This window comes from Hyunsoonleella jejuensis, assembly GCF_900111025.1.
GTDB lineage: Bacteria > Bacteroidota > Bacteroidia > Flavobacteriales > Flavobacteriaceae > Jejuia > Jejuia jejuensis.
Window position 1 is genome coordinate 1,285,710 of the sequence record NZ_FOFN01000001.1, and the last position, 23,651, is coordinate 1,309,360.

Genomic DNA, 23,651 nt, shown 5'->3' on the forward strand with positions numbered 1-23,651 from the left:
TCATGTTCTTATTTTAAAGTCTTCCTTCAGTTGCTCTTTTCTAAAGAAAGCCATGCCCCAAGAAAAAGTATCAATAGTTACGGTGACTTTAGGGTGGTGCTTTATGATTTCCCAAGCTTCTGTCATGCCTTTAGACCAATAGATGTCATCGAAAATAAATATCGAATCATTATGCGCTTTAGGCAAAAGTATTTCAAAATATTTAAGTGTTGCTTCTTTCTGGTGGTTGCCGTCAAAAAAGATTAAATCGAATTTTGGAACATCAATTTTTGGGATGACTTTTGAAAAATCACCGGTTAATATTTCAATATTATTTAGTTTTTGAAGCTTAAGTTGGGTTTTAGTATATGTTGAAATTTCGGGACAACCTTCAATACTAATAATATTAGCATTTGGATTGCCTAAAGCTAATGCCTGTGTTGCAAAACCTAAGGATGTGCCGAGTTCTAAAACTGTATTTGGTTTAAAATATTTTGATATTCTGAATAATAGCTTCGCGTTTTTATTTGAAATAGCAACATGTTTAGCAATATTTGAAACAGCTCGGGATGCTGACTTTAGTTTTTTGCTTCCAGCACCAAAATCAGTAACTTCAAGTTCAAGGTCAACTTCTTTTAGACGTTTTTTAAAGTCTATAATAGTTTGATAGTCGCTATATTCCGACTTATCATAGAAGCATTTGGTTACTAAATTATACACAAAAGGTGAGTGTATCCCATGTTGGTTAGAGGATTTTAAAAGGAATTTTATATATTCTTTTATTTGGTATAGCATTGCCTAAGTTCAAAGGGTTGTGCGCTTTCGCAATTAACAAGAAATTAATTAACCTTCCAGTTTAGCTGATAATTCAAACCATCGTTCTTCCTTTAATTCAATGGTTTCTATAATACCTTGCAATTGCTTGGAAAGCTCATTAATTTCTTCTTGAGTTAAGTCTGGATTATTAAATTTACTTTCCAACTCTTTTTTATCAAAAGCCAATGCATTAAGTTTACTTTCAATATTTCGTAGTTCTTTTTCTTCGTTAAATGAGAGTTTAGAGGCTTCATTTTGTTTCCAAGACTGTTTTTCTTTTTTGTCTTCTACGGTTTTTATTTCTATAGGCTGGCTATCTTCATATATTCTGTAATCAGTGTAGTTCCCAGGAAAATCTTCAATAATACCCTCACCTTTAAAAACAAATAGATGGTCCACAATTTTATCCATGAAATAACGGTCGTGCGACACCACAATGATGCAGCCGGGGAAATCTAAAAGGAAACTTTCTAATACATTCAGTGTTACAATGTCTAAATCGTTAGTTGGTTCATCCAAAATTAGAAAATTAGGATTTTGAATAAGCACTGTACATAAATACAGGCGTTTACGCTCACCACCACTTAGCTTCTCAACAAAATCATATTGTTTTTTTCTACTGAATAAAAAACGCTCTAAAAGTTGTTGTGCACTTATCTGTCTACCCTTTTTTAAAGGAATATAATCTCCAAATTCTCTAATAACATCAATTACCTTTTGTTCTGGTTTTATGCTAATGCCGTTTTGGGTATAGTAACCAAATTTAACCGTGTCTCCTTTTACCACCTTTCCGGAATCGGGTTGATCGGTTTGAGTTAAAATATTTAAAAATGTAGTTTTACCAGTACCGTTTTTTCCAATAATACCGACACGTTCACCTTTTTTAAATGTATAATCGAAACTATCTAAAAGTATCTTGTCTTTAAATGCTTTTGATACTTTATGAAACTCCATGATTTTACTGCCAAGGCGTTCCATATTCAATTCTAGCTGAATTTGGTGTTCTTTTCTTCTTTGATGTGCTTTATGTTTTATTTCGAAGAAGTCATCTATTCTAGATTTCGACTTTGTGGTGCGGGCTTTTGGTTGGCGCCGCATCCATTCCAATTCTTTTTTAAACAATTGCTTGGTCTTTCCTGCTTCGGCTTCTTCTCGTTCCCTTCTTTCGTGTTTCTTTTCTAGGTAATAGGAATAGTTTCCTTTGTAACTGTAGAGTTCTCCATTGTCGAGTTCAATTATTTCGTTGCAAACACGTTCTAAAAAGTAGCGATCGTGCGTTACCATGAACAATGTAATATTCTCCTTGGCAAAAAAATCTTCCAACCATTCAATCATTTCTAAATCTAGATGATTGGTAGGTTCGTCTAAAATCAATAAATCAGGTTTATTAATTAAGGCGTTGGCCAAGGCTAAACGCTTTTTTTGCCCACCAGAAAGTGTACTTACCTTTTGTTCTAAATTTTCAAGCTTTAGTTTGAATAGTATTTGTTTGTAAAGCGTCTCGAAATCCCAGGCTTGGTGGCGTTCCATAGCATCGAAGGCAGACTGGTAGGTTTCCGTGTCCTCAGGGTTTAAAAGCGCTTTTTCATAGGTGGAAATTACTTTTAAAACAGGGTTGTCGCTCGCTAAAATAGTGTCTTCAACAGTTAAGGATTTATCAAACTTGGGGTCTTGAGATAAAAACGACACCTTAATGTCTTTTCTATAAATAATATTACCAGAATCTGCTACATCATCCCCCGATAATATGTTTAGAATAGATGTTTTTCCAGTGCCATTTTTGGCTATGAATGCAATTTTTTGATCTTTATGGACGCTAAATGAAATATTTTCAAAAAGTGTGAGTTCTCCATAAGACTTAGATATGTTTTCAACTGTTAAGTAATTCAAAGAAATTATTTTTTAGAAATATTGGATAAAAAACCAAAAAATCCGATTAAAGTTTTATTATTCACGATGAAAGGTTATATTTGTCATATCTCAAACCCCATGGAATGAAGCAATTTGTTTGGTTTTATCTGCTAATTTTTGGCCTTTTTTTTAATTCATGTATTACTAATAAAGACCTTGTTTATTTACAAGATAAAGGTACAACTGTTGATAATTCTGCACAAATACAAAGTTTGTCGACACCATACAGGGTGCAAGTTAACGATATTCTTAGTATAAATATTAAATCTTCTGATAGTGAACTAAAAAAATTAGTTGAGATTTTCCAACCAACAGAACAGGCTAGTGGGCTTGTAAACAATCAAAGTTTATATTTTAGTGGTTTTACTGTAGACTTACATGGTAATATAGAGTTCCCCATACTTGATAAAATTAACGTATTGGGTTTTACCACAGATGAGATTGAAACTAAAGTTAAGCAAGCACTATTAGATAAGTATTTAAAGGACGTTTCTAAAATTTTTATTACCGTTAAGTTGGCTGGGTTGCGCTTTACTGTTACCGGAGAGGTTAATGGAGGAGGTGTGCTTACTTTATTTCAAGACCGAGTTAATATTATTGAAGCTTTAGCTAATGCTGGTGATATAAAGGATACAGGAGATAGAAAAGATGTTTTAGTTGTAAGGCAATATCCTGATGGACAAAAAATTCACCATATAGATTTAACGGATAAGGCTGCAATGAAATCTCCATTTTATTTTATTAAGCCCAACGACATGATTTTAGTCAAACCACTTAAAAGAAAAGCATTGGGTGCAGGCCAAACAGCTACACAGAATATTACTACTTTTGCAAGTATTTTTTCTGTGTTGTTAACCACATACATTTTAATACGGGGTAATTAACACTTGCTATGAACGACGAATTTGAAAATATAGACTCCAGTCCAGCATTTGATATTAAGGCGTTCCTTCTAAAAGCACTCAGTTATTGGAAGTTGTTTTTATTGTGCGTTGGTGTAGGTGTATTTATTGTTTATCAACAAAATATACGTAAACAGCAATCTTTTAGACTAAGTACTAAAATTTCTATTGAAGAAGATAAAAACCCATTATTTTCCACAAATACCAGTTTAACATTTAACTATGGAGGTATATCAGGAAAAGTACAAACAATTATAAATACACTACAATCAAGAAGCCTACATGAACAAGTAGTTGATAATTTGCAATTTTATGTAACGTACCTTAAAGAATCTCGTTTTCGTAAAGACGATATTTATAAGGATGCGCCCTTCAGATTTGAAATCGACACAACGGTATATCAGGTTTTAAATTCACCGGTAAAAATAACCTTCAAGGAAAACAACCAATTTGAATTAGAATTTAACTTCGAATCTAATCAAATTACAACCCAAAAGTATTCTACCCAAGCACTTATTACGCAAGATGTTTCTATGGGAGTGACTACAACAACCCATACTTTAGGTGAGTTTATTAGTTTACCTTATTTTAAAGGAAATATTGTACTAGCTGAAGAAAGAACCGTAAAACCTGGAGACATTTATTTTATTAAACTTTTATCATTTGATGCTGTAGTAGCTACATATCGAGGGAGATTAGCCATAGGTAACCCCAGAAATTCTTCAATTATTAACCTAAGTATGGTAGATAACAATACTAAAAAAATTGAAGATTACTTGAATGAAACTGTTAGGGTATTAACAAAAGAACAACTAGAGAGAAAGAATCAATTTGTTACTAATACTATCAATTTTATCGACAGCCAGTTAAGTAGAGTAAAAGACTCGTTAGAAGGCAACTCCAATGCTTTAAATACATACCGTTCTAAAATTGGTATTTATAACTTAGATCAAGAGAGTGAACTTATTACTCAAAAACTTTCTGATTTAGAGTTACAGCGAGATGATATTAATAGAAAAAAGGCGTATTATACTAGTTTAAAATCTTATTTAGAAAATAGTACGTCTTTTACAGAGTTACCCGCGCCATCAGTTGCTGGAATAGATGATTCTAATATCTTAAGCAACATTTCTAAAATAAATACACTTTCAGTTCAAAAGGCAAAATATGAGGCTTCCGTAAAATCGGGTGCATCTATTTTTGATGAATTGAACATGCAAATAAATGGTTTAAAGCAAGTATTATTAGAAAACATCAAATCTTCAACCTCCGGATTAGATAGAGAACTTAATGTACTAAATAGTAAAATATCTAGGCAAAAATCTCAATTTAGTCGTTTGCCAGAAGATCAGCAAAATTTGTTAGATATTCAAAGACAGTATGTGTTAAATGAGAAAACCTATAACCTTTTTCTATCAAAAAGAGGTGAGGCAGATATCATAAAAGCAGCTACCGTTTCGGACATTATTTGGATAGATTCAGCTAAAAATACTGGAGCGCAACCTATTGATTTAAAATTAAGTTCTAGATACATTTTTGCCATATTTGGAGGGTTATTGCCACCTCTACTCTTGGCACTTTTAATTACATTTTTTGATACCAGAATTCATAACCCACAAACTTTAGACAGTATTACAAATATTCCTATACTTGGTATGATAGGAAGAAATAATTTGGATAACAATCTAGTAGTTCATAGAAAACCAAAATCTTCAGTATCCGAGTCGTTTAGAGCAATAAGATCTAGTTTGCAGTATATGTATAAACAGCATGATACAGCTAGTACTAAAACCGTTATGGTAACTTCTTCTGTTAGTGGTGAAGGCAAAACATTTTGTTCTATTAATATTGCTACTGTGTTTGCATTAAGTGGAAAAAAAACCATTTTAGTTGGCTTAGATCTTAGAAAACCTAAAATTTTTGGAGATTTTGAAATAGAAAATGACATAGGAGCGGTAAACTATTTGATAGGTCAGAAAACTTTAGATGAAGTTACTCAAAAAACGAAGGTTGAAAACCTTGATGTAATCACTTCAGGCCCTATTCCTCCAAACCCTTCTGAGCTTTTGATAAACGAAAATATGGATGTGTTAATGCAGAATCTTAAAGGTAAATATGATTATATTGTATTAGATACACCGCCAGTTGGTTTGGTTGCAGATGCTATTGAGTTAATACAATATGCAGACGCATCGTTATACGTGATACGACAAGACTATACCAAGAAAGAAATGTTAAAACTAATTAACGACAAGCATAAAAAAGGAGAGATTAAAAACTTAAGCTTGCTGTATAACGGTTTTGATAAAAAAGGACGATATGGCTATGGTTACGGTTATGGTTACGGCTATGGAAATTACACCAACGGTTATCATGAGGATGAAAAACATAAATCATCTTTTTTTAATAGAATAATAACATTCCTTAATCCTTTTAAATAATATCTCTTTTAAATTAATAAGGTGAAGCCTTGAAAAACGAAAATTCAAATTCAGAGTGGTTATATACGATTTCTCCTAAAGGAAAATTTATCGATTTTAATTTTAAGGAGATTTGGCGTTATAAAGACTTACTGTTTTTATTCGTAAAGCGAGATGTTATAACCTTATATAAACAAACAGTTTTAGGGCCTCTATGGTATTTAATCCAACCACTAATTACTTCAGTAATTTTTACAATTATCTTTAATGGTATCGCTAACATTAACGTTGGCGCCAATGTGCATCCGTTTCTGTTTAATTTAGCCGGAGTTACTATATGGAATTATTTTGCTGAATGCTTAAAAGGCACTAGCGATTCATTTAAAAAAAACCAGAATATATTTAGCAAGGTGTATTTTCCAAGAGTGATTATGCCAATGACGGTGGTGATTTCTTCATTACTAAAATTCGGAATACAGTTTTTGATATTTATTGGTTTTTACTTGTTTTTTGCATTTCAAAATAAGGCAGGAACTATCGACTTTAATGCACTAATCTTGCTCCCTTTACTCGTATTGTTGATGGGATTATTAGGTTTAGGTTTAGGAATGATTATTTCGTCAATGACAACAAAATATAGAGACCTTTCTTTTTTAGTGGGTTTTGGTGTACAGTTGCTTATGTATGTGTCGGCGGTAATGTATCCAATACAAGATGCCGTTGAAAAGATTGAAAGCAATTTTCCACAATCGTCTTCTTATATTAATCCAATAATAGAAAATAATCCATTAGCGTATATAGTGGAAACATTTAGATATATGTTTTTTTCGCAAGGGGAATTTTCTACAAAAAGTATTTTAATAACTTTAATTGTTTCAGTTTGCATTGCTTTATTAGGGTTGGTAATATTTAACAAAACTGAGAAAAGTTTTATAGATACCGTATAATTATGGCTGACATTATTTTAAAAGCTGAAAATATATCAAAGCAGTACCGCTTGGGATTGGTCGGTACTGGTACAATAAGCCATGATTTAAACCGATGGTGGTATAAAATTAGAGGAAAGGATGATCCGTATTTAAAGGTGGGAGAAAGTAATGATAGAAGCACCAAAGGGAATTCAGATTATGTATGGGCACTACAGGATATAAATTTTGAAGTTAAGCGTGGTGAGGTTTTAGGTATTATTGGTAAAAATGGGGCCGGAAAATCTACACTACTTAAGATACTTTCTAAAGTTACGAGCCCCACAACTGGTGAAATAAAAACCAGAGGACGTATAGCTTCTTTGTTAGAAGTTGGAACAGGTTTTCATGGTGAAATGACTGGGCGGGAAAATATTTATTTAAATGGTGCTATTTTGGGCATGACAAAAAAAGAAATTACTTCTAAAATAGATGAGATTATTGAATTTTCTGGATGCCAGCGCTATATAGATACACCAGTAAAACGTTACAGTTCTGGAATGACTGTAAGGTTGGCTTTCGCGGTTGCTGCTTTTTTAGAGCCAGAAATTTTAGTTATAGATGAGGTTCTTGCAGTTGGAGACGCTGATTTTCAAGCAAAAGCAATAGGTAAGATGCAAGATATTAGTAGAGGTGATGGAAGAACAGTGCTATTTGTAAGCCACAATATGTCATCGGTTAAAAGCTTGTGCACAAGAGCTATAGTTTTAAAAAATGGAGTAATTGGATTCAATGGGAGTACTGCCGATGCCATAAATAATTATCTTAAAAGTAAGAAAAACAACTTTTCACATACTGAGTTTGAGCATAGAAAAGGTACTGGTATTGTTAAAATTAAGAAAGTAGAAGTTTTTGGAGAACTTGAAGATATTAAGCCTCAATCAGGACATCCAATAACATTAAGATTTCAAATAGATAACCCAAGAAAAATAAAACTCCAAGATTTTGAGTTCGATCTAAGAATAGATGACAACTTAGATCAAAGAATTGCTTGGTTAAGTACCAAGCTTATTAAAAAAGAAAAAAATAGCACATTTAATTGCGTAGAATTTACAATTGACAGATTACAGCTTAATAATGGAATATATCATGTAACAACCCATATTATTGTGAAAAATATTGTTTCAGATTGGATTCAAAAAGCATTTTCTTTTGAAGTGGATCAGGGTGATTATTATGATAATGGGTTTTTTGTTCCAAATACTCAAGGTAAAACATTGTTAGATTTTGAAATTAATTTTTCCGAGAATCAATAAGTGTGTTTTAGTCTTATTCTCATATGTTTAGATAAGAAATAATGATCAGGAAATTAAAAAAAACAATTAAGACTCAGATTAGGCTTCAAAACGAAGTTAGATTGCAGTTGCTGGAATTAGAATGGGCAAACATTTATCATGATAGTATTCGCGGTAAAAAAAGCTTAGAGCAGCTGTCTTTGAACATAGGTAGGTGGGCCGGTAATTATACGTTCTTTTATTTATTAAACAGGATATTAAATGATTTTAAGCCAAAACAGATATTAGAGTTTGGATTGGGTGAATCTACCAAATTTATAATTACTTATATCAATAATTATTTAAATGACTCTGAACTCAAAACTATCGAGCATGATGAAAAATGGAGACTACTTTTTTTTGAAAGCTTTACAGTCAATGATAATATTGATATTGAAATTTTAAAATTAACTGACCATGTCGTAAATGGTTATAAAACACATGGATATCTAGATTTATGTAAAAAAATAAATAGAAACTTTGATTTATATATTGTTGATGGCCCTTTTGGCTCAAATAACTATTCTAGGTATGATATAGTTTACCTCATGGAAAATGTTTATAAAGAAGATGAGTTTATCATCCTTTTAGATGACTATCATAGGAAAGGAGAGAAAGAAACAGCTAAAGTTTTACTTAATATATTAGATTCAAAAGGAATAGTTGCGCACACTAGAGAATACGTAGGAAATAAAACAGTTTATGTTATAGCTACCAATAAATATAGGTATGCAGTATCATTATAAAATAGATAATACAGTAGTATCCATAATAATTCCAACTTTCAATAAAGCTAAATTAGCGGTTGAAACTTTAAAAAGTGTAGCAAAACAAAGCTATACACATTGGGAATGTATTGTGGTTGATGATGGCTCTTCCTTAGAAGATTTTAGAGTTTTGGATGATTATGTTTCTTCAAACGAAAAATTCGCTCTTCATAAACGACCTTCACAATTAAAAAAAGGAGCAAATGCTTGTAGAAATTATGGATTATCCATTGCAAAAGGAACATACATTCAGTTTTTTGATAGTGATGATTTAATGCTGAAAGACTGCTTAAAAGGAAGGGTAGAAGCAATAGAAAAATCAAAGCTAGATTTGGTTGTTTTCTCAATGGGAATCTATAACAAAAAAGGGTTTACAAATGATGATACGCAAGATGTTATAGTAGGCGATTGGGAAACTGCGCTAAACGCATTTATTGGTAAGAGTAGATTGCCTTGGAACTTGCAACGCACACTCTATAGAACTGCATTAATAAAAGATAAGTTGTTATTTAATGAAGATTTGAGTAGGTTTCAGGATGTTGAGTTTAATATTAAGTTGTTAAGTCGTTTACATCCCCAGTTTATGATTTTTACAAAGGTAGATTGTGTATACAGACGAGCTAGTTCTAATAATCCAAGAACAAAAGATTTTAATCAAAATGTATTTAATTCTATACCAGTTTTTTTAGATTCCATACATCTTGAGATGCCTCCAGAAATTTTGGCTAAAAACAGAGAGAATTTGCAGCAATGGTTATTTAATTTGGTTGGTTTGTATGCTAATAACTCTATTGGAACAGGTGCTTTTAGTCATATAATTAATGAGACTTCAAATAAGCTGGGTTTAAATAGAAAACAAAAAAATATTCTAAAACTTTTTTTTATAAGTAAAACAAAGTTAAATAACTTAAAAGGGGTAGTGAAGTTAAATTGGTATCTTAGAAAAAAATACAGTGAAAAGAATTATAAAGATAATTAGAGAACAAATAAAACTACAAAGAAAATCTTATTTGCAGTTAAAGGAACTCGAATGGGCTCATGTTTTTCATGATAGTATTCGAGGAAAGAAACCTTTAGAAAACCTACCTTTAAATATTGGAAGATGGGCAGGTAATTATGCTTTTTTTTATGTGCTTCATCGCATACTTTCTGATTACAAGCCAGAGAATATATTGGAGTTTGGATTGGGTGAGTCTTCAAAATTTGTGTCTACATATATTGATAATTATTCTAAAATTTGTGAACACATTATAATAGAACATAACGACGAATGGCAAACGCTCTTTTTAGAAAAGTTTAGTCTATCAGACAAATCAAAGATAAAAATATTAAACCTCACAAAACAGAGTTATAAAACTTTTGAGTATAACAGTTACAATAATATTCAAGATCATATTACAAAAACTTTTGATTTATATATAGTAGATGGGCCAATAAAGAGCCTTAGGTATTCTAGATTTGATATTGTTACTTTAGCACAAAATTTTCGTTCAGATGACCAATTTATTATCCTTTTTGATGATTTTGAAAGGGACTCTGAAAAGGAAACAGCGAATGAGTTATTGTATGTTTTAAAGCAAAATAATATTTCAATAGAGACTAGGGAATTTATTGGAAATAAAAGTGTATTTGTAATAGCTACAAGCAACTATAAGTATATAACTTCGGTTTAAATTGAAAACACAATTAGTCTCAATTATAATTCCAGTATATAACAGAGCCTCTATCATAAGGTCAACTTTAGATACTATTGCAAACCAAACATATCAAAATTGGGAGTGTATTATTGTGGATGATGACAGTAGTGACGATACCGAACAAGCCATTGCTTTGTATTCAAAAAAAGATTCAAGATTTGTGTTTGTAAAACGTCCAAATACTGAGGTTAAAGGCGCAAATAGTTGTAGAAATTACGGATTTACATTGGCCAAGGGAAGCTATGTTAACTGGTTTGATAGCGATGACATAATGAAACCAAATTTCCTAGAGCAAAAAGTAAATGCATTTACATCAGAATGTGATGCAGTGGTGCATAGAAACGATTATTCAAATTATAATTTAACCGAGTTTAGAGATAGTAAGTTTATCCATAATAATGGTAAAAGTTTATTTTATAACTATGCTATGGAGTGCATAGAATTGCAAACCTGTTGTTTTATGTGGAAACGTAGTTATCTTAAAGATAAGGGGTTGTTCAGTGAAGACATTATGAGATATCAAGATAACGAATTTCATATAAGAATGTTGGCTTTAAAACCGAAACTTCAAATTTTGGATAAGGTGCTGGCTACCATTAAAAGCGGTGATGGCCACAAGAGTCAAATAAGTGCAAAAGTTAATTTAACCACCAAAAAATTATATGATGTGTTTTACTACCGATATCAATGCTTGAAATTGGCAAAGGATTATACGTTAGATGCAGATGCAGCTTTTAATAAAACCATTGCAAAAAAAGCACTTTGGGCATTTTATGCAGGCCTTAAGTTTGAAAAAAGTATGGTTAAGAGAATTAAAGACTTCATTGAATATTACTTAAAATTACAATATGTGTATTCAAGTCCGCAATTAACTTTGATGGATGCATTTAAATCTCAAATTTATATTCTTAAAATAATTGTATTTAAATAATGATATCCATCATAATGCCCATATATAACAGAGCACATGTAATAGAAGAAACTATAAATTCTATTAAGGGGCAAACCTATACCGATTGGGAATGTATTATAGTAGATGATGGGAGTACTGATAAAACGGTTGAAACTTTAAAACAATTAGTTAAAAATGACGAGAGGTTTCAACTTTATAAAAGACCACGCGATTTGGTAAAAGGCCCAAGTGCCTGCAGAAACTATGGGTTTACTAAAATAAAAGGCGATTATATACAATTTTTTGATAGCGATGATATAATGCATCCTGATCATCTAAAATTGAAAATGGAAGCTATTAAAAACAATGATTTGGTGGTTTGTAAACTTCGGGCTTTTTCAGGAATTTTTACTGAAAAACTTTTTAATCAAGAAGATGTTTCACTTTTAATTAATCAACCCAACAACCTATTCGAAGCATTTGTTACAGGAGATTTTCCAATGATGATGGTAGCTCCGCTTTGGAAAGTAAGTAGCTTAAAACCGTATTTGCCTATAAGAGAAGATTTACATATCCTCGAAGATCATGAATTATACGCTAGAGCATTATTTGAAAATAAGTCCTTAGCAATAATCAATAAAGAATTGATTTATTATCGTATTGGAGGAGAGTCCTCTACAGCTAATTTTTACAATAACGTCGATTATGGTTTAGCCTCATACTTTGAAGCTAAAGGTACCGTTCTAAAACTATCTCAATCACGGCCAGTTAAGTTATCAATTTTAAAAATGACTTTAGGTTTTTTTAGACAAGCACTTGCAGAGCGCAACTTTAAAGCTGGTAATAAGTGCTTAGGTTTTATAAGAGAAAAAGAGTTATGCTATAATTTTATTTTGAAGTTGAAATGCCTACGCATACGTTTTTTCTATGGAATATTTAAAATCATCAGAAAAGGAGATACCAAATTTAAACCGTTATTTAAGTTGTAATGAAGATTTTAATGGTTGCCATACCAAACCACCACTTTTTTCAATGGGTTAACCAACTGGAGAGTTCTGGGTATGAAGTATATTGGCTTGATGCTAATGATGATGGAATAGCATCTCCTCGGATACAATGGGTATCTCAAATCAAAGGTTGGCGGTTAAAGAAGAATTATCCTCTAAGACAAACTATTAAAAAAAGCCTTCCAAATTTATATAAAGTAATTCAGAAACTGAACGAAAAAAGTATAACAAGTGTTTTAGATGAAAGTATCAAAAACATAAAACCAGATATTGTACACTGTTTCGAAATGCAATTAACTGGGTTTTCAATTTTACCTGTGATGGAACAAAATAATATTCCTTTAATATATTCCTCATGGGGAAGTGATGTGTATTATTATAAAAAAAGGGGAACTACTGATGATGAGGTTAAGCACTTTATGAATAGAGTAGATGTATTGATTTCAGATTGCAAAAGAGATGTTACACTACTTGATAAATTAGGGTTTAAAAAGAAATTTTATGTTTTCCCTGGCAATGGTGGTCTTCAGGTTGAGAAACACAAAATTAAACCGCAGAAGGAAAGAAACTTTATAGTGTTTAAAGGCTATCAATATGATTCAGGAGAGGCATTGCAAATCGTTAAAGCAATAGAAGTACTTCCATTGGAATTAATAAAGAATATTGAATTTCATGTTTATAGTACGGATAAGGAAATTGAAAATTATATAAAGGAGTCTAACACTTTTAGAGAGCTAGTCTATAGAATTCATCCACGCCATGAAAGACTTCAAAATGAAAAGTTATTAGAACTAATGGGTAAAAGTCTTATACATTTAGGTAATAATCTTTCTGATGGTATGCCAAATTCACTTTTAGAGGCTATGGCCATGGGGGCATTCCCTATTCAATCAAATCCAGGAGGAGCTACTTCCGAAGTTATAAAGCATGGGAAAAATGGCTTTTTAATAGAAAATCCTCTAGATTTTATTGCTATTTCTAAATTAATAAAAGCTGCCATAAAAGATTCACAATTAAGAATCAAAGCACAAGATTATAATGTGAGTTTTATTGAAAATAATTATAAACGTGCTACCTTACGTCCAGAAATTGTTCAGTTGTATAAAGACATAATGTTATAAGGTTTAAGCCAGATGGAAGTATCTTTTTTAATTGTTACAAAACACCGTGCAAAAGATTTAGCAATTACGCTTGATAAACTAAAGCTTATAATAGATAGTTCCCGTCATGAAGTTCTTGTATTTATTGATGGATGCTCAGATACTGAAGTATTGGTAAATAGCTATGATTGGGTAGAATGGACAATCTCTAAAAAAAGCATTAGTGCATCACCAGCGCGTAATATTCTATATAAAAAAGCAAAAGGTGGCATTTTTATAGGTTTAGATGATGATGCACATCCGATAAGCAATAATTTTATTGCCTCAGTTGAAGCATGTTTTAATCAAAACCCTAAACTCGGAATCATTGCATTTCAAGAAGTCAGAGGATTGTTTGAATCAGATGCTCAAGCCCTCAAAAAATCAAAACAATTAGAAGCTCATCATGCAAGCGATTTCGTAGGTTGTGGTTTTGCAATACGAAAGCATGTTTATGATGTAACAAATGGGTTTCCGGTATGGATGGATATTTACGGAGAAGAAACTGCACTTGCCATAGAAGTTTTAGACATGGGATATACTATTTTATATAAGCCTAATATAAAAGTAAACCATAGGGTAGATGTGGAATTAAGAAAAAAAAGAGGTAGAAATTATTATAGATTTCAACGACAACTAAAAAACAGTATTAACTTTTATATAGTGTACTATAAGTATCCCTTAAAAAAGGTTCTAAAAGTATTATGGCATAACTTAGTCAAGTATGCTTTTAAAGATTCGAAATATTTTAAATGTTACGTCGTGGCGGTTTTTAAAACTATTATAGATTTATCAAGAGTTTTAAAGTATAGAAATCCGGTACAGCAAGAAACTATTGAACAAAAAATAAATTTACAAGGTTTAAGGTATTAAGCTTTTAATAAATAATTAATGTTAGTTAAGATTTGTAGATATTATCGATATCCAGACATAAAAAGGCAAACTCCGAACCAATCTTTTAAATGGGGAGAGATTACCTTTACAGAGGATGAGGTTGATGCCTGTGATTTTTTGGTGACACTTGATTATCCTAAAACTGATGTTCGCGTTAAAGTAAACCCAAATAATATTTTACACTTGTGCTTAGAGCCAGCCAACGAAGTTTCTAAATACAGGCAATATGCCAATAAAAAAGCATCAGTAATATATAATCAAATAAATCAAGGGGGCAAATATGTTTTAGCGCAACCGGCATTACCTTGGCATTTAGATAAAGATTACGATTATTTTAAACAACTTCAACCAGAAGATTTACAAAAAGAAGATAAAATAGTTTGGGTAACAAGTAACCAACGTACCTCTATTCAGCATAATAAAAGAATGGATTTTTTAGAGTCCATATCAGATTTACCATTTGTGCATCTATTTGGCAGAGGTATAAAGGAAGTTGATAGTAAATGGGATGTAATGAAAACATCCAAATATACCATTGCCTATGAGAATTTTAGAAACGATTTCTATTGGACCGAAAAAATATCTGATTGTTTCTTAAGTTACAATGTGCCGTTATATTTTGGCTGTGAACGCATTGAAGATTATTTCCCAAGTGAAGCCATCATTCAAATTGATCCCCAGGATAAACATATAAAGCAGTTTTTAAAGGAAACTTTAAATTCTAAAGCATACGAAACAAGATTGGAGGCAATTAAAGAGGCTAGAACATTAGTTTTAGATAAATATCAAATGTTTCCTTTTATAAGTAATCAAATTACTGAAATACTATCTAAACGAGAGGTGAATAATGCTGAAAAAGAGATGATTCATTTGAAAGGCGGTAATGCCTATTATGATAATTACCCAAAATCTTTAGAAATTCAACGTTTGATAAGAAAGATAAAACATAAATTGAAAAATATTTAGATATCCATTCCAATAAATGCTCTTTAATTCCATAGATTTTGCCATTTTTCTTCCAATAGTTTTTATGCTCTATTGGGTTGTTTGTGGTAAGAATTTAAAGCTTCAAAATATATTATTAGTCGTAGCTAGTTATTTGTTTTATGGTTGGTGGGATTATCGCTTTCTTGCCCTAATAGTATTTAGTTCATTAGTAGATTATACGATTGGCTTAAAACTAAAAAATGAAGGTAGAGTTCCGGTTAGGAAAACACTTTTGTGGATAAGTATATTAGTGAATCTGGGGTTTTTAGGTTTTTTTAAATATTACAATTTCTTTGTTGATAATTTTGTGTCTGCTTTTTCATTTTTTGGCAATGAAATAAAGCCTAATACATTGAACATTATATTGCCAGTTGGGATTAGTTTTTACACGTTTCAAACATTAAGTTACTCCATTGATGTGTATAGAAGAAAACTAGAGCCAACACGAGATTTGGTCTCGTTTCTTGCGTTTGTTAGCTTTTTCCCCCAATTAGTGGCAGGTCCTATTGAAAGAGCAACGAACCTACTGCCACAATTTTACCAAAAAAGAAAATTTCATTACTCAAAAGCAACAGATGGCTGCAAACAAATTCTTTGGGGTTTATTTAAAAAAGTAGTAATTGCCGATAGTTGTGCCGAATATGCGAACTTGATTTTTAATAATTCTGCCGCTTATTCAGGTAGCACCTTATTTCTAGGCGCTTTGTTTTTTGCCTTTCAGATTTATGGTGATTTTTCGGGCTACTCAGATATTGCAATTGGTACTGCGAGACTGTTTGGTTTTAATTTGAAACAGAATTTTGCGTTTCCATATTTCTCAAGAGATATTGCTGAGTTTTGGAGACGTTGGCATATATCTTTATCTACTTGGTTTAGAGATTATCTATATATTCCGCTAGGAGGTAGTAGGGGCAGTACATGGAATAAAATAAGAAATACTTTTGTGATTTTTGTAGTTAGTGGGTTCTGGCATGGTGCCAATTGGACGTTTATTGTATGGGGTCTTTTGAATGCGCTTTACTTCTTGCCATTGCTACTTGGTAAACGCAATAGGAATCATTTAAACGTCGTTGCACAGGATAGTGTGTTGCCAAATATTAAAGAGTGTTTAGGTATGTTACTTACTTTTTTACTTACCGTTTTGGCTTGGATATTTTTTAGAGCAGAAAATATAACTCATGCATTTAATTACATACAGGAAATGCTATTAAAAGATTTTTTTACAATTCCTTTGATAAGACCTAAAGATATCATCATTCTTGTTTTTGTTTTTATGATAATAGAATGGATTGGTAGAAAACACCAATATGCTATTGAAGTATTGTTTAGGAATAAATCAAGACTATTAAAATGGAGTTTTTATATGATTTTGATGGCTTTAGTATTACTTTTTAGTAATGAAACACCACAAGAATTCATCTATTTTCAGTTTTAAATGAGGCAATTTTTAAAACATATATGCGTATTTGGTTTGTTGTTTTTTCTTGTAGAAAAAGGGAGTTTCTTTCTACTTAAAGAGGCAAAAAACAATCAAGCTGATAAACGTTTAGAATATGTTATTGATGGAAAAATGCATAAGGATATTGTGATTTTTGGTTCGTCTATCGGGGCAGGAAATATACTGGCTGGTGAAATTCAAAAAGTTCAGAAACTCGACACTTATAATTTATCTTATCACGGTTCCGATGTAGTGTTGCACAAGTTTTTGTTAGAATCACTTTTGAAATATAATAAGGCTCCTAAAAAAGTAATTTTGGTAGTTGATAACCCTTTCTATTTCAAAAAAAACGCTCTAACTTTTAGAGATGATGTTTTAAAACCGTTGTCTCAATACGATTTTGTAAACAATGCACTTATTGAAACGGGCAACCAACCCTATTACAGCAAATTTTTGTATTTGGGAAGGTTGAATAAAAACATGATTAGTTTCAAGCAAAAATCTGGTAATAAAAATAACCCCCTAGATAGTTTTGGTTCACAGCCTTTGTTGAAGCTTGATAAGCATCCTTCGAACATTGAAAAGATTGGAAACAACTATACAACTAATGTGGAAGACCAATTTAAAGTAGAGGCATTTGAGGATCTTCAAAAGTTATGTAAACAAAATAAAATTGAATTAATATGTGTATTGCCTCCAAGCTACAGAACACATAATACAGTTTTTGTTAATCGTCTTAAGAGACTTATTGATAAAAATGTGAGTAAAGTATTTGTTTATAACACATCAAACAAGGCGTATCTTGATAGTTTAAATTATTATGATAATGCCCATTTAAATATTACTGGAGCCAAAATTTTCACTTCAGAACTAAACGATTACCTGTCTTCTTTAGATTAACGCGTTTTTTCAATAGAATTAAAAGATGCTTGGGGCCACTTTTCTTAAAACATCAGAAAGTAAATTACTATCCGTAAAAATAAATTTTGTTTGATATATTAAAAGCAAAATTAAGTTGATATTCAATATCCTTTCTGATTTTATTTTGAGTTTTAACCATTCGGGATTTTCCAGCAGTTGATGGAAAAATAGAATCCCTAAAAATATAAAACTAGTATACCATCGTATTTCTAAACTAGTTAAAACAACAAAGCAAAGTAAAAATGTGTAGCTCCATAAAAAAAGAAAAAACGATTTGGTAAATTTAAGCTCCTCTCTAATGTGTTTTTCTTTTTTCAGCATTTTGTAACTGAAAGCTAAAATAACAAAAAGGCCTAATCCAAAAAACCTAAAAAATATAGCGTGAAGTGTAAACCACAACTCATTAAAAAATTCTTTAATGCTATAACTCCAATTAAACGTTACACTTTCAATAAAAGTCTTTGGCAAATGAGCACTTCCGTAAGTATCAATATAATTTTGAAGTTCTTCCCAAGTTATTCTTGTATGTTCCGGAATTTTATTTTCGTAAATGTAGATTTGAGATACATAGTTTAATTGTGCCCATGTTAACCCGTTTTCTGGATCTTTATTAATTGAAGAAAGTGATTTATTAGCCAATAAAGATGGAGCGTGTAAACAAAACCCAACCATTAAGGCAATTGCACCAACTTTCATCATGGTTTTGAAATCTCGATATAGAAAGAAAATATACCCTGGAAGTATAATAAATGCTGAGATTCTTGTACCAATAATCAACCCAATTATAATACCAAGAAATAAAATATGTTTGATTTTTGTTTCTACGTGAATATTATAAAGTAGTGTTACAGAATAAATAACCAGCAGATGTAAAAAGTCATCGTTTATTCCTTGCCAAAATATTCTATAGCCCAAAAAATTAATAATTAGAATTAAACTTGAATATAGGAATATGCCATTAAGTTTTAGTTTGTTTTTGGCAAAATTGTAAAGTAAAATAACTGAAATGATGGTGCATATGAGAGAGACTATTCTGAAACCATTCAAAGGATTTTCCAACAATAAAGTGAATGGATAAGAGGCTAAAAAAAATGAAGGTGAAAAGTTGCCTGCCATCCATTCAGCTAGAAAGCCATTAGCTTCAATGTTATCAATAGCCTTTAGAAAACTGTTTTCATCTCCGTATGGAACATGCAATCTGGTAAAGGTTTCAGTTCTAAGAACAAAGTAAACTATTGTAGAAATACAACTAAAAAGAAGTAATCGTTTTGTGTTCCAAAAAGAAGAGTTCAATATGTTAGGCATTGCTATACATTTGTTCAAAAGTAATTAAAAATATAATTCAGAGTTCCATTTTAAAGTCAGACAAGATAAAAGTGAAAGACTGCTCCGTAATAGTAAAAAAACAGAGGCAGATTTTTTTAAAAACACTCCTTTTATCCTTAAGAACATTACTTTCATCCTAAAAAAAGTGTATTTTAGCGATTGTTACATAAGATTCAATCATTTGCCTCTATGAAGAAAATCGGTTTTATCCCTTTAAGAAAAAACTCTAAAGGAATCCTAGGAAAAAACAAGCGTAAAATGGTGGGCAGACCACTTTTTACTTGGGTTTTAGGAGAAGCTATTCAATCTAGTCTAGATATGGTTTATGTGTATACCGATGATGAGTCTATTATTAGTTTTATCGAAAAGGAATATCATTACACTAATAAAATTAAGGCTTTAAAACGTTCTGATGCATCGGCTACTGATACAGCTTCTACTGAAAGTGCGATGTTGGAATTCGCAGAAAAAATAGATTATAATTTTGATGTATTTTGTGTATTACAAGCAACGTCGCCATTTACAAAAGCGATTGATATTGAAAATTGTTTAAGTAAGATTGAAGAGGGAAAGGATTCTGCCTTAACGGTAGTTAATACACATAGATTTGTTTGGAATGAGGACGGCACGCCAGTTAATTACAATCCTAAATCACGCCCAAGACGACAAGATTTTGAAGGGCTACTAATAGAAAACGGAGCCGTATACTCTTGTACAAAAGATGTATTGCAAAAGCATAAAAATAGATTAGGAAGTGATGTTGGTGTCGTAGAAATGCCGGAAGAAAGCTTACACGAAATTGACTCTGAAGCAGATTGGATAGTCGTTGAAAATTTGTTGATAGAGCGACAAAAACGAGACAAACATCCTGAAAAAATAACCCATCTAGTTTTAGATGTTGATGGTGTTTTTACCGATGGCACCATTAGTTATACAAAAGATGGGGAGCATACCAAAAATTTTGATATGCGAGATGGTATGGGATTGGAGATTTTAAGACAATATGGTGTAGAGGTAATGGTGATGACAAGTGAGCAATCTGAACTTGTGGCAAAACGTATGCAAAAACTACAAATTCAACATGTTTTTTTAGGAGTTAAAGATAAGTACACGTTATTACAACATCTTGCTACAAGTAAAAAGTTTTCACTAAAGAATGTCGCCTATGTTGGTGATGATGTAAACGATATGGCTAACATTTGTAGTGTTGGTTGGTCTTTTGCCCCAAATAATGCCATGGATGAGATTAAAATAGTAGCAGATGTGGTCCTTTCAAAGAATTCTGGAGCAGGCGCCATACGTGAAGCTTGCCAATTTATTAAAAACTACAATAAACGCTTTTAGGAAAACCCTATGAACACTTACAAAACACCTTATGTTATTGCAGAAATTGGTTGTAATCACAAAGGCGACATTGAAATTGCTAAAGAACTGATAAAAGTTGCAAAAATATTCTGTGATGCCGATGCCGTAAAGTTTCAAAAGCGCAATAATAAAGAATTACTAACTGAAGAGCAATACAATACACCACACCCTAACCCTGCGAATTCTTATGGTAAAACCTATGGAGAGCATCGCGAGTATTTAGAGTTCAATGTAGAACAACATAAAACTTTGAAAGACTTCTGTGAAGACATCGGAATCGATTATTCTACATCTGTATGGGATGTCTCCTCTGCGAAAGAAATAGCATATCTTAATCCAAAATTTATCAAGATACCTTCAGCTTGTAACAACAACACTAAAATGTTGAAATGGTTGTGCGAAAATTATATGGGAGAAATTCATATTTCAACGGGTATGACTACAAAATCAGAAATTGATGATTTGGTTAATCTCTTTAAAGCACACAATAGAAATAGAGATTTAGTATTGTATAATTGTACATCAGGTTATCCAGTACCTTTTGAAGATGTATGCTTGTTAGATATAAATTTGCTTATCGAAAAGTATGGAAAAGAGGTAAAGCATATTGGTTTTTCTGGTCATCATTTAGGAATAGCGGTTGATGTTGCAGCGTACACGTTAGGTGCCAATATAATTGAGCGTCACTATACCTTAGATAGAACTTGGAAAGGTACAGACCATGCGGCATCTTTAGAACCCATGGGGCTTAGGAAGTTGTCTAGAGACTTGAGAGCTGTACACAGTGCCTTGAGCTTTAAAAATCAAGATATTTTACCAATAGAAAAAGTACAACGTGATAAGTTAAAAAATCAAAAAGGCTAATTTTTAGAAAAAACATGAAAAAAAAGATTTTTGTTTTTTTTCCTGATGGTGTGGGTTTACGAAATTTTGCTTTTACCGATTTTAAAACTATTGGCGAGCAAAAAGGTTTTGATATTACCTATTGGAACAATACCATTTTTTCGCTTAAAGATAATTTAGGTTTTGATGAAGTAAAGATTGAAAATCATCAATTACATCCGTTAACACCAATTTACTCTCGAGCGAGAAAACGATGTGAACTCAATGTTTCAAGAGATAAATTTAATGATGATGTTTATCCAACCTACAAATTTCCTTTCAATTATAAGGGATTAAAAAATATAGGGAAGAGCCTGTTTACCAAATTGTTAATTGGATTGTATTCTTCTGAAAAAGGTGTAGAACGTATTCGTGAAAAAATAAACGCTTTAGAGCGAAAAAATCCAAAATATACCTATTGCAAAGCACAACTTGTAAAGCATAAACCCGATTTGATATTTTGTACCACCCAGCGTGCCACACAATCTATTAGTGCGCTGTTGGCTGCAAAAGATTTGGGAATACCAACGGTAGCTTTTGTGTATTCATGGGATAATGTGCCCAAAGCAATGCAAGTTGTGGAAACCGATTATTATTGTGTTTGGAGCGCCCATATGAAGCGTGAGGTTTTACAGTATTATCCCTTTGTTAAAGAACATCAGGTATTTGTAACTGGAACACCTCAGTTTGAACCGCATTATGACGACAGTTTAAGGTTAACTAGAAATACTTTTTTTGAAGCACATAATTTAGATGTGAACAAAAAATACATATGTTTTTCGGGGGATGATGAAACCACTTCTCCATTAGATCAGTATTATCTAGAAGATTTAGCAAATGCCGTTAGAAGTTTAAACGAAAACGGATACAACCTTGGCATTATTTACCGAAAATGTCCTGTAGATTTTACGAAACGATATGAGCCTGTAATCGGAGCAAATAAAGATATTATTGAAGTTTTAGATCCAATTTGGAAGCAAGTTGGCGACCAATGGAATCAAGTATTACCTGCAAAGGAAGATTTTAAAATGTTGTACAATGTTTGCGAACATAGCGAATTCGTAACCAACGTTTGTTCTTCAACAGTCTTTGATTTTGTAGCTCATAATAAATCCTGTATCTACTACAATTATGAACAGCCACAATTAAAGAAAGGTATTCGTGATATTGGTCAGAATTATAAGTACGTGCATTTCCGAAGTATGCCTAGTGATAAGGCTGCTGTATTTTGCAGAGATAAAAATGATTTAGAAGATTTGGTAAAACGTATCTTAGATGGTGAATTATCAAATGTAGAGGAAGGTAAAAAGTGGTATGAAGTTATAGTTGGAAAAACACCAACAAAAGCATCAGAAAACATTTGGAAGGCCATAGATTCAATTTTGAACAAGAAATAATTTGGACAATTATTATAATAAAATAAAAGAAGAGTTTTTAGTTGAAGAACCATCGCTTTTTAGATTTGGAAGTATTGGTGATGGTGGTTATTATTTGAAACCAGAAACTATAAAGTCTTCAGGTATATTAATTAGCGGCGGTATTTCATCTAATTTAGAATTTGAATACGATATATTTCGTTTCAATAAAACCATTGATATAGTAATGATTGACCCGACTGTATCTGGTTTTAAATTAATTTTTAAAGGCCTTGCGAGGATTTTTTTTAAAAAACCAGATAAAATTAGATATCTGTTTAATGCCTTAATTTTTAATTATCTTGTACAACAGAAACGCTGCAACCATTTAAAGTTATGGCTAAAAAAACCGGTTAGTCTATTAAAATTTATAGAAACTAAAGTAAGCACTGATAGTAAAATATTGTTGAAGTTAGATATTGAAGGTGGTGAATATGATTTTTTGGATGAGATTAGCACCAATTTAGATGAATTTTCAGCAATGGTATTTGAATTTCATGATATGCATCTTCATCATCAAAAGGTGCATAGTTTTATAAAAGAATGTCATGCACAATTTAGTTTAGTGTTTATGGGTGAGAATCCTTCTGGAGGATATAATGACAAGGGTGAACCAAAATGCATAGAGATTACGTTAGAAAGAAAGTAGAATAA

The 23,651-nt window shown here is 31.7% G+C and carries 21 protein-coding genes; 18 read left to right on the plus strand and 3 right to left on the minus strand.

The window, feature by feature from the left end; all coding sequences use genetic code 11:
- Positions 1-774, minus strand: a complete 774-nt coding sequence (locus BMY39_RS05525; protein ID WP_092576741.1) for an O-methyltransferase — start codon at positions 772-774, stop codon at positions 1-3.
- Positions 775-822: 48 nt separating this feature from the next.
- Entirely contained in the window at positions 823-2,685 is a 1,863-nt protein-coding gene (locus BMY39_RS05530; protein WP_092576744.1) for an ABC-F family ATP-binding cassette domain-containing protein, read from the minus strand.
- A 104-nt stretch (positions 2,686-2,789) separates the two neighbouring features.
- Between BMY39_RS05530 and BMY39_RS05535 the strand changes: the two genes are divergently transcribed.
- Genes BMY39_RS05535 through BMY39_RS05600 form a run of 14 tightly spaced genes read left to right on the plus strand, consistent with a single transcriptional unit; the run spans position 2,790 to position 17,988 of the window.
- Complete coding sequence (locus BMY39_RS05535; RefSeq protein ID WP_092576749.1) at positions 2,790-3,590, plus strand: polysaccharide biosynthesis/export family protein; 801 nt, start codon at positions 2,790-2,792, stop codon at positions 3,588-3,590.
- 8 nt (positions 3,591-3,598) lie between these two features.
- A complete protein-coding gene (locus tag BMY39_RS05540; RefSeq protein ID WP_092576752.1) occupies positions 3,599-6,049 on the plus strand; it encodes an exopolysaccharide transport family protein in 2,451 nt (816 codons plus the stop codon).
- Positions 6,050-6,078: 29 nt separating this feature from the next.
- A complete protein-coding gene (locus BMY39_RS05545; RefSeq protein ID WP_092576757.1) occupies positions 6,079-6,975 on the plus strand; it encodes an ABC transporter permease in 897 nt (298 codons plus the stop codon).
- Positions 6,976-6,977: 2 nt separating this feature from the next.
- Positions 6,978-8,249: an ABC transporter ATP-binding protein gene (locus BMY39_RS05550; RefSeq protein ID WP_092576760.1), complete on the plus strand. Its 1,272-nt coding sequence runs from the start codon at positions 6,978-6,980 to the stop codon at positions 8,247-8,249.
- Positions 8,250-8,290: 41 nt separating this feature from the next.
- Entirely contained in the window at positions 8,291-9,013 is a 723-nt protein-coding gene (locus tag BMY39_RS05555; RefSeq protein WP_092576763.1) for a hypothetical protein, read from the plus strand.
- Positions 8,997-10,013: a glycosyltransferase family 2 protein gene (locus BMY39_RS05560; RefSeq protein ID WP_092576767.1), complete on the plus strand. Its 1,017-nt coding sequence runs from the start codon at positions 8,997-8,999 to the stop codon at positions 10,011-10,013. Before BMY39_RS05555 ends, BMY39_RS05560 begins: the two co-directional genes overlap by 17 nt.
- Entirely contained in the window at positions 9,988-10,707 is a 720-nt protein-coding gene (locus tag BMY39_RS05565) for a hypothetical protein (RefSeq protein WP_092576771.1), read from the plus strand. Before BMY39_RS05560 ends, BMY39_RS05565 begins: the two co-directional genes overlap by 26 nt.
- Before the next feature lies 1 nt (position 10,708).
- A complete protein-coding gene (locus BMY39_RS05570) occupies positions 10,709-11,662 on the plus strand; it encodes a glycosyltransferase family 2 protein (RefSeq protein WP_092576777.1) in 954 nt (317 codons plus the stop codon).
- Complete coding sequence (locus tag BMY39_RS05575) at positions 11,662-12,612, plus strand: glycosyltransferase family 2 protein (RefSeq protein WP_092576780.1); 951 nt, start codon at positions 11,662-11,664, stop codon at positions 12,610-12,612. The genes BMY39_RS05570 and BMY39_RS05575 overlap by 1 nt, the downstream gene beginning before the upstream one ends.
- Positions 12,612-13,751, plus strand: a complete 1,140-nt coding sequence (locus BMY39_RS05580; protein ID WP_092576784.1) for a glycosyltransferase — start codon at positions 12,612-12,614, stop codon at positions 13,749-13,751. Before BMY39_RS05575 ends, BMY39_RS05580 begins: the two co-directional genes overlap by 1 nt.
- Before the next feature lie 12 nt (positions 13,752-13,763).
- Positions 13,764-14,642 carry a glycosyltransferase family 2 protein gene (locus BMY39_RS05585; protein ID WP_092576789.1) on the plus strand — a complete coding sequence of 293 codons (879 nt, stop codon included), beginning with the start codon at positions 13,764-13,766 and terminating at the stop codon, positions 14,640-14,642.
- An 18-nt stretch (positions 14,643-14,660) separates the two neighbouring features.
- Positions 14,661-15,629 (plus strand): glycosyltransferase family 10 domain-containing protein, encoded by a 969-nt coding sequence (locus tag BMY39_RS05590; RefSeq protein WP_092576794.1) that lies wholly within the window; start codon positions 14,661-14,663, stop codon positions 15,627-15,629.
- Between the two features lie 16 nt (positions 15,630-15,645).
- Positions 15,646-17,085, plus strand: a complete 1,440-nt coding sequence (locus tag BMY39_RS05595) for an MBOAT family O-acyltransferase (protein ID WP_092576800.1) — start codon at positions 15,646-15,648, stop codon at positions 17,083-17,085.
- A complete protein-coding gene (locus tag BMY39_RS05600; RefSeq protein WP_092576806.1) occupies positions 17,086-17,988 on the plus strand; it encodes a hypothetical protein in 903 nt (300 codons plus the stop codon).
- An 18-nt stretch (positions 17,989-18,006) separates the two neighbouring features.
- Here BMY39_RS05600 and BMY39_RS05605 read toward each other — a convergent pair whose 3' ends face one another.
- On the minus strand, positions 18,007-19,314 hold the full coding sequence (locus BMY39_RS05605; protein ID WP_092576811.1) for a glycosyltransferase family 39 protein: 1,308 nt from the start codon (positions 19,312-19,314) through the stop codon (positions 18,007-18,009).
- Positions 19,315-19,524: 210 nt separating this feature from the next.
- On the opposite strand from BMY39_RS05605, the gene BMY39_RS05610 reads away from it, so the two are divergent.
- From BMY39_RS05610 to BMY39_RS05625, 4 genes are read left to right on the plus strand one after another with little or no spacing between them, the layout of a single operon-like run.
- Positions 19,525-20,679, plus strand: a complete 1,155-nt coding sequence (locus BMY39_RS05610) for an acylneuraminate cytidylyltransferase (protein WP_092576816.1) — start codon at positions 19,525-19,527, stop codon at positions 20,677-20,679.
- A 9-nt stretch (positions 20,680-20,688) separates the two neighbouring features.
- Positions 20,689-21,564, plus strand: a complete 876-nt coding sequence (locus BMY39_RS05615; protein WP_092576821.1) for an N-acetylneuraminate synthase family protein — start codon at positions 20,689-20,691, stop codon at positions 21,562-21,564.
- 14 nt (positions 21,565-21,578) lie between these two features.
- Positions 21,579-22,979 (plus strand): glycosyltransferase family protein, encoded by a 1,401-nt coding sequence (locus BMY39_RS05620; RefSeq protein ID WP_092576825.1) that lies wholly within the window; start codon positions 21,579-21,581, stop codon positions 22,977-22,979.
- A gap of 1 nt (position 22,980) precedes the next feature.
- Positions 22,981-23,646, plus strand: a complete 666-nt coding sequence (locus BMY39_RS05625; protein ID WP_092576829.1) for a class I SAM-dependent methyltransferase — start codon at positions 22,981-22,983, stop codon at positions 23,644-23,646.
- Positions 23,647-23,651 lie beyond the last annotated feature (5 nt).

What these genes read in the sequence shown, in the direction of transcription:
- BMY39_RS05595 (WP_092576800.1), top strand. Translation starts at nt 15,646, where the DNA reads ATGCTCTTTAATTCCATAGATTTTGCCATTTTTCTTCCAATAGTTTTT.
- BMY39_RS05610 (WP_092576816.1), top strand. Translation starts at nt 19,525, where the DNA reads ATGAAGAAAATCGGTTTTATCCCTTTAAGAAAAAACTCTAAAGGAATC.
- BMY39_RS05620 (WP_092576825.1), top strand. Translation starts at nt 21,579, where the DNA reads ATGAAAAAAAAGATTTTTGTTTTTTTTCCTGATGGTGTGGGTTTACGA.
- BMY39_RS05590 (WP_092576794.1), top strand. Translation starts at nt 14,661, where the DNA reads ATGTTAGTTAAGATTTGTAGATATTATCGATATCCAGACATAAAAAGG.
- BMY39_RS05535 (WP_092576749.1), top strand. Translation starts at nt 2,790, where the DNA reads ATGAAGCAATTTGTTTGGTTTTATCTGCTAATTTTTGGCCTTTTTTTT.
- BMY39_RS05555 (WP_092576763.1), top strand. Translation starts at nt 8,291, where the DNA reads ATGATCAGGAAATTAAAAAAAACAATTAAGACTCAGATTAGGCTTCAA.
- BMY39_RS05605 (WP_092576811.1), bottom strand. Translation starts at nt 19,314, where the DNA reads ATGCCTAACATATTGAACTCTTCTTTTTGGAACACAAAACGATTACTT.
- BMY39_RS05575 (WP_092576780.1), top strand. Translation starts at nt 11,662, where the DNA reads ATGATATCCATCATAATGCCCATATATAACAGAGCACATGTAATAGAA.
- BMY39_RS05550 (WP_092576760.1), top strand. Translation starts at nt 6,978, where the DNA reads ATGGCTGACATTATTTTAAAAGCTGAAAATATATCAAAGCAGTACCGC.
- BMY39_RS05525 (WP_092576741.1), bottom strand. Translation starts at nt 774, where the DNA reads ATGCTATACCAAATAAAAGAATATATAAAATTCCTTTTAAAATCCTCT.
- BMY39_RS05615 (WP_092576821.1), top strand. Translation starts at nt 20,689, where the DNA reads ATGAACACTTACAAAACACCTTATGTTATTGCAGAAATTGGTTGTAAT.
- BMY39_RS05585 (WP_092576789.1), top strand. Translation starts at nt 13,764, where the DNA reads ATGGAAGTATCTTTTTTAATTGTTACAAAACACCGTGCAAAAGATTTA.
- BMY39_RS05540 (WP_092576752.1), top strand. Translation starts at nt 3,599, where the DNA reads ATGAACGACGAATTTGAAAATATAGACTCCAGTCCAGCATTTGATATT.
- BMY39_RS05560 (WP_092576767.1), top strand. Translation starts at nt 8,997, where the DNA reads ATGCAGTATCATTATAAAATAGATAATACAGTAGTATCCATAATAATT.
- BMY39_RS05600 (WP_092576806.1), top strand. Translation starts at nt 17,086, where the DNA reads ATGAGGCAATTTTTAAAACATATATGCGTATTTGGTTTGTTGTTTTTT.
- BMY39_RS05580 (WP_092576784.1), top strand. Translation starts at nt 12,612, where the DNA reads ATGAAGATTTTAATGGTTGCCATACCAAACCACCACTTTTTTCAATGG.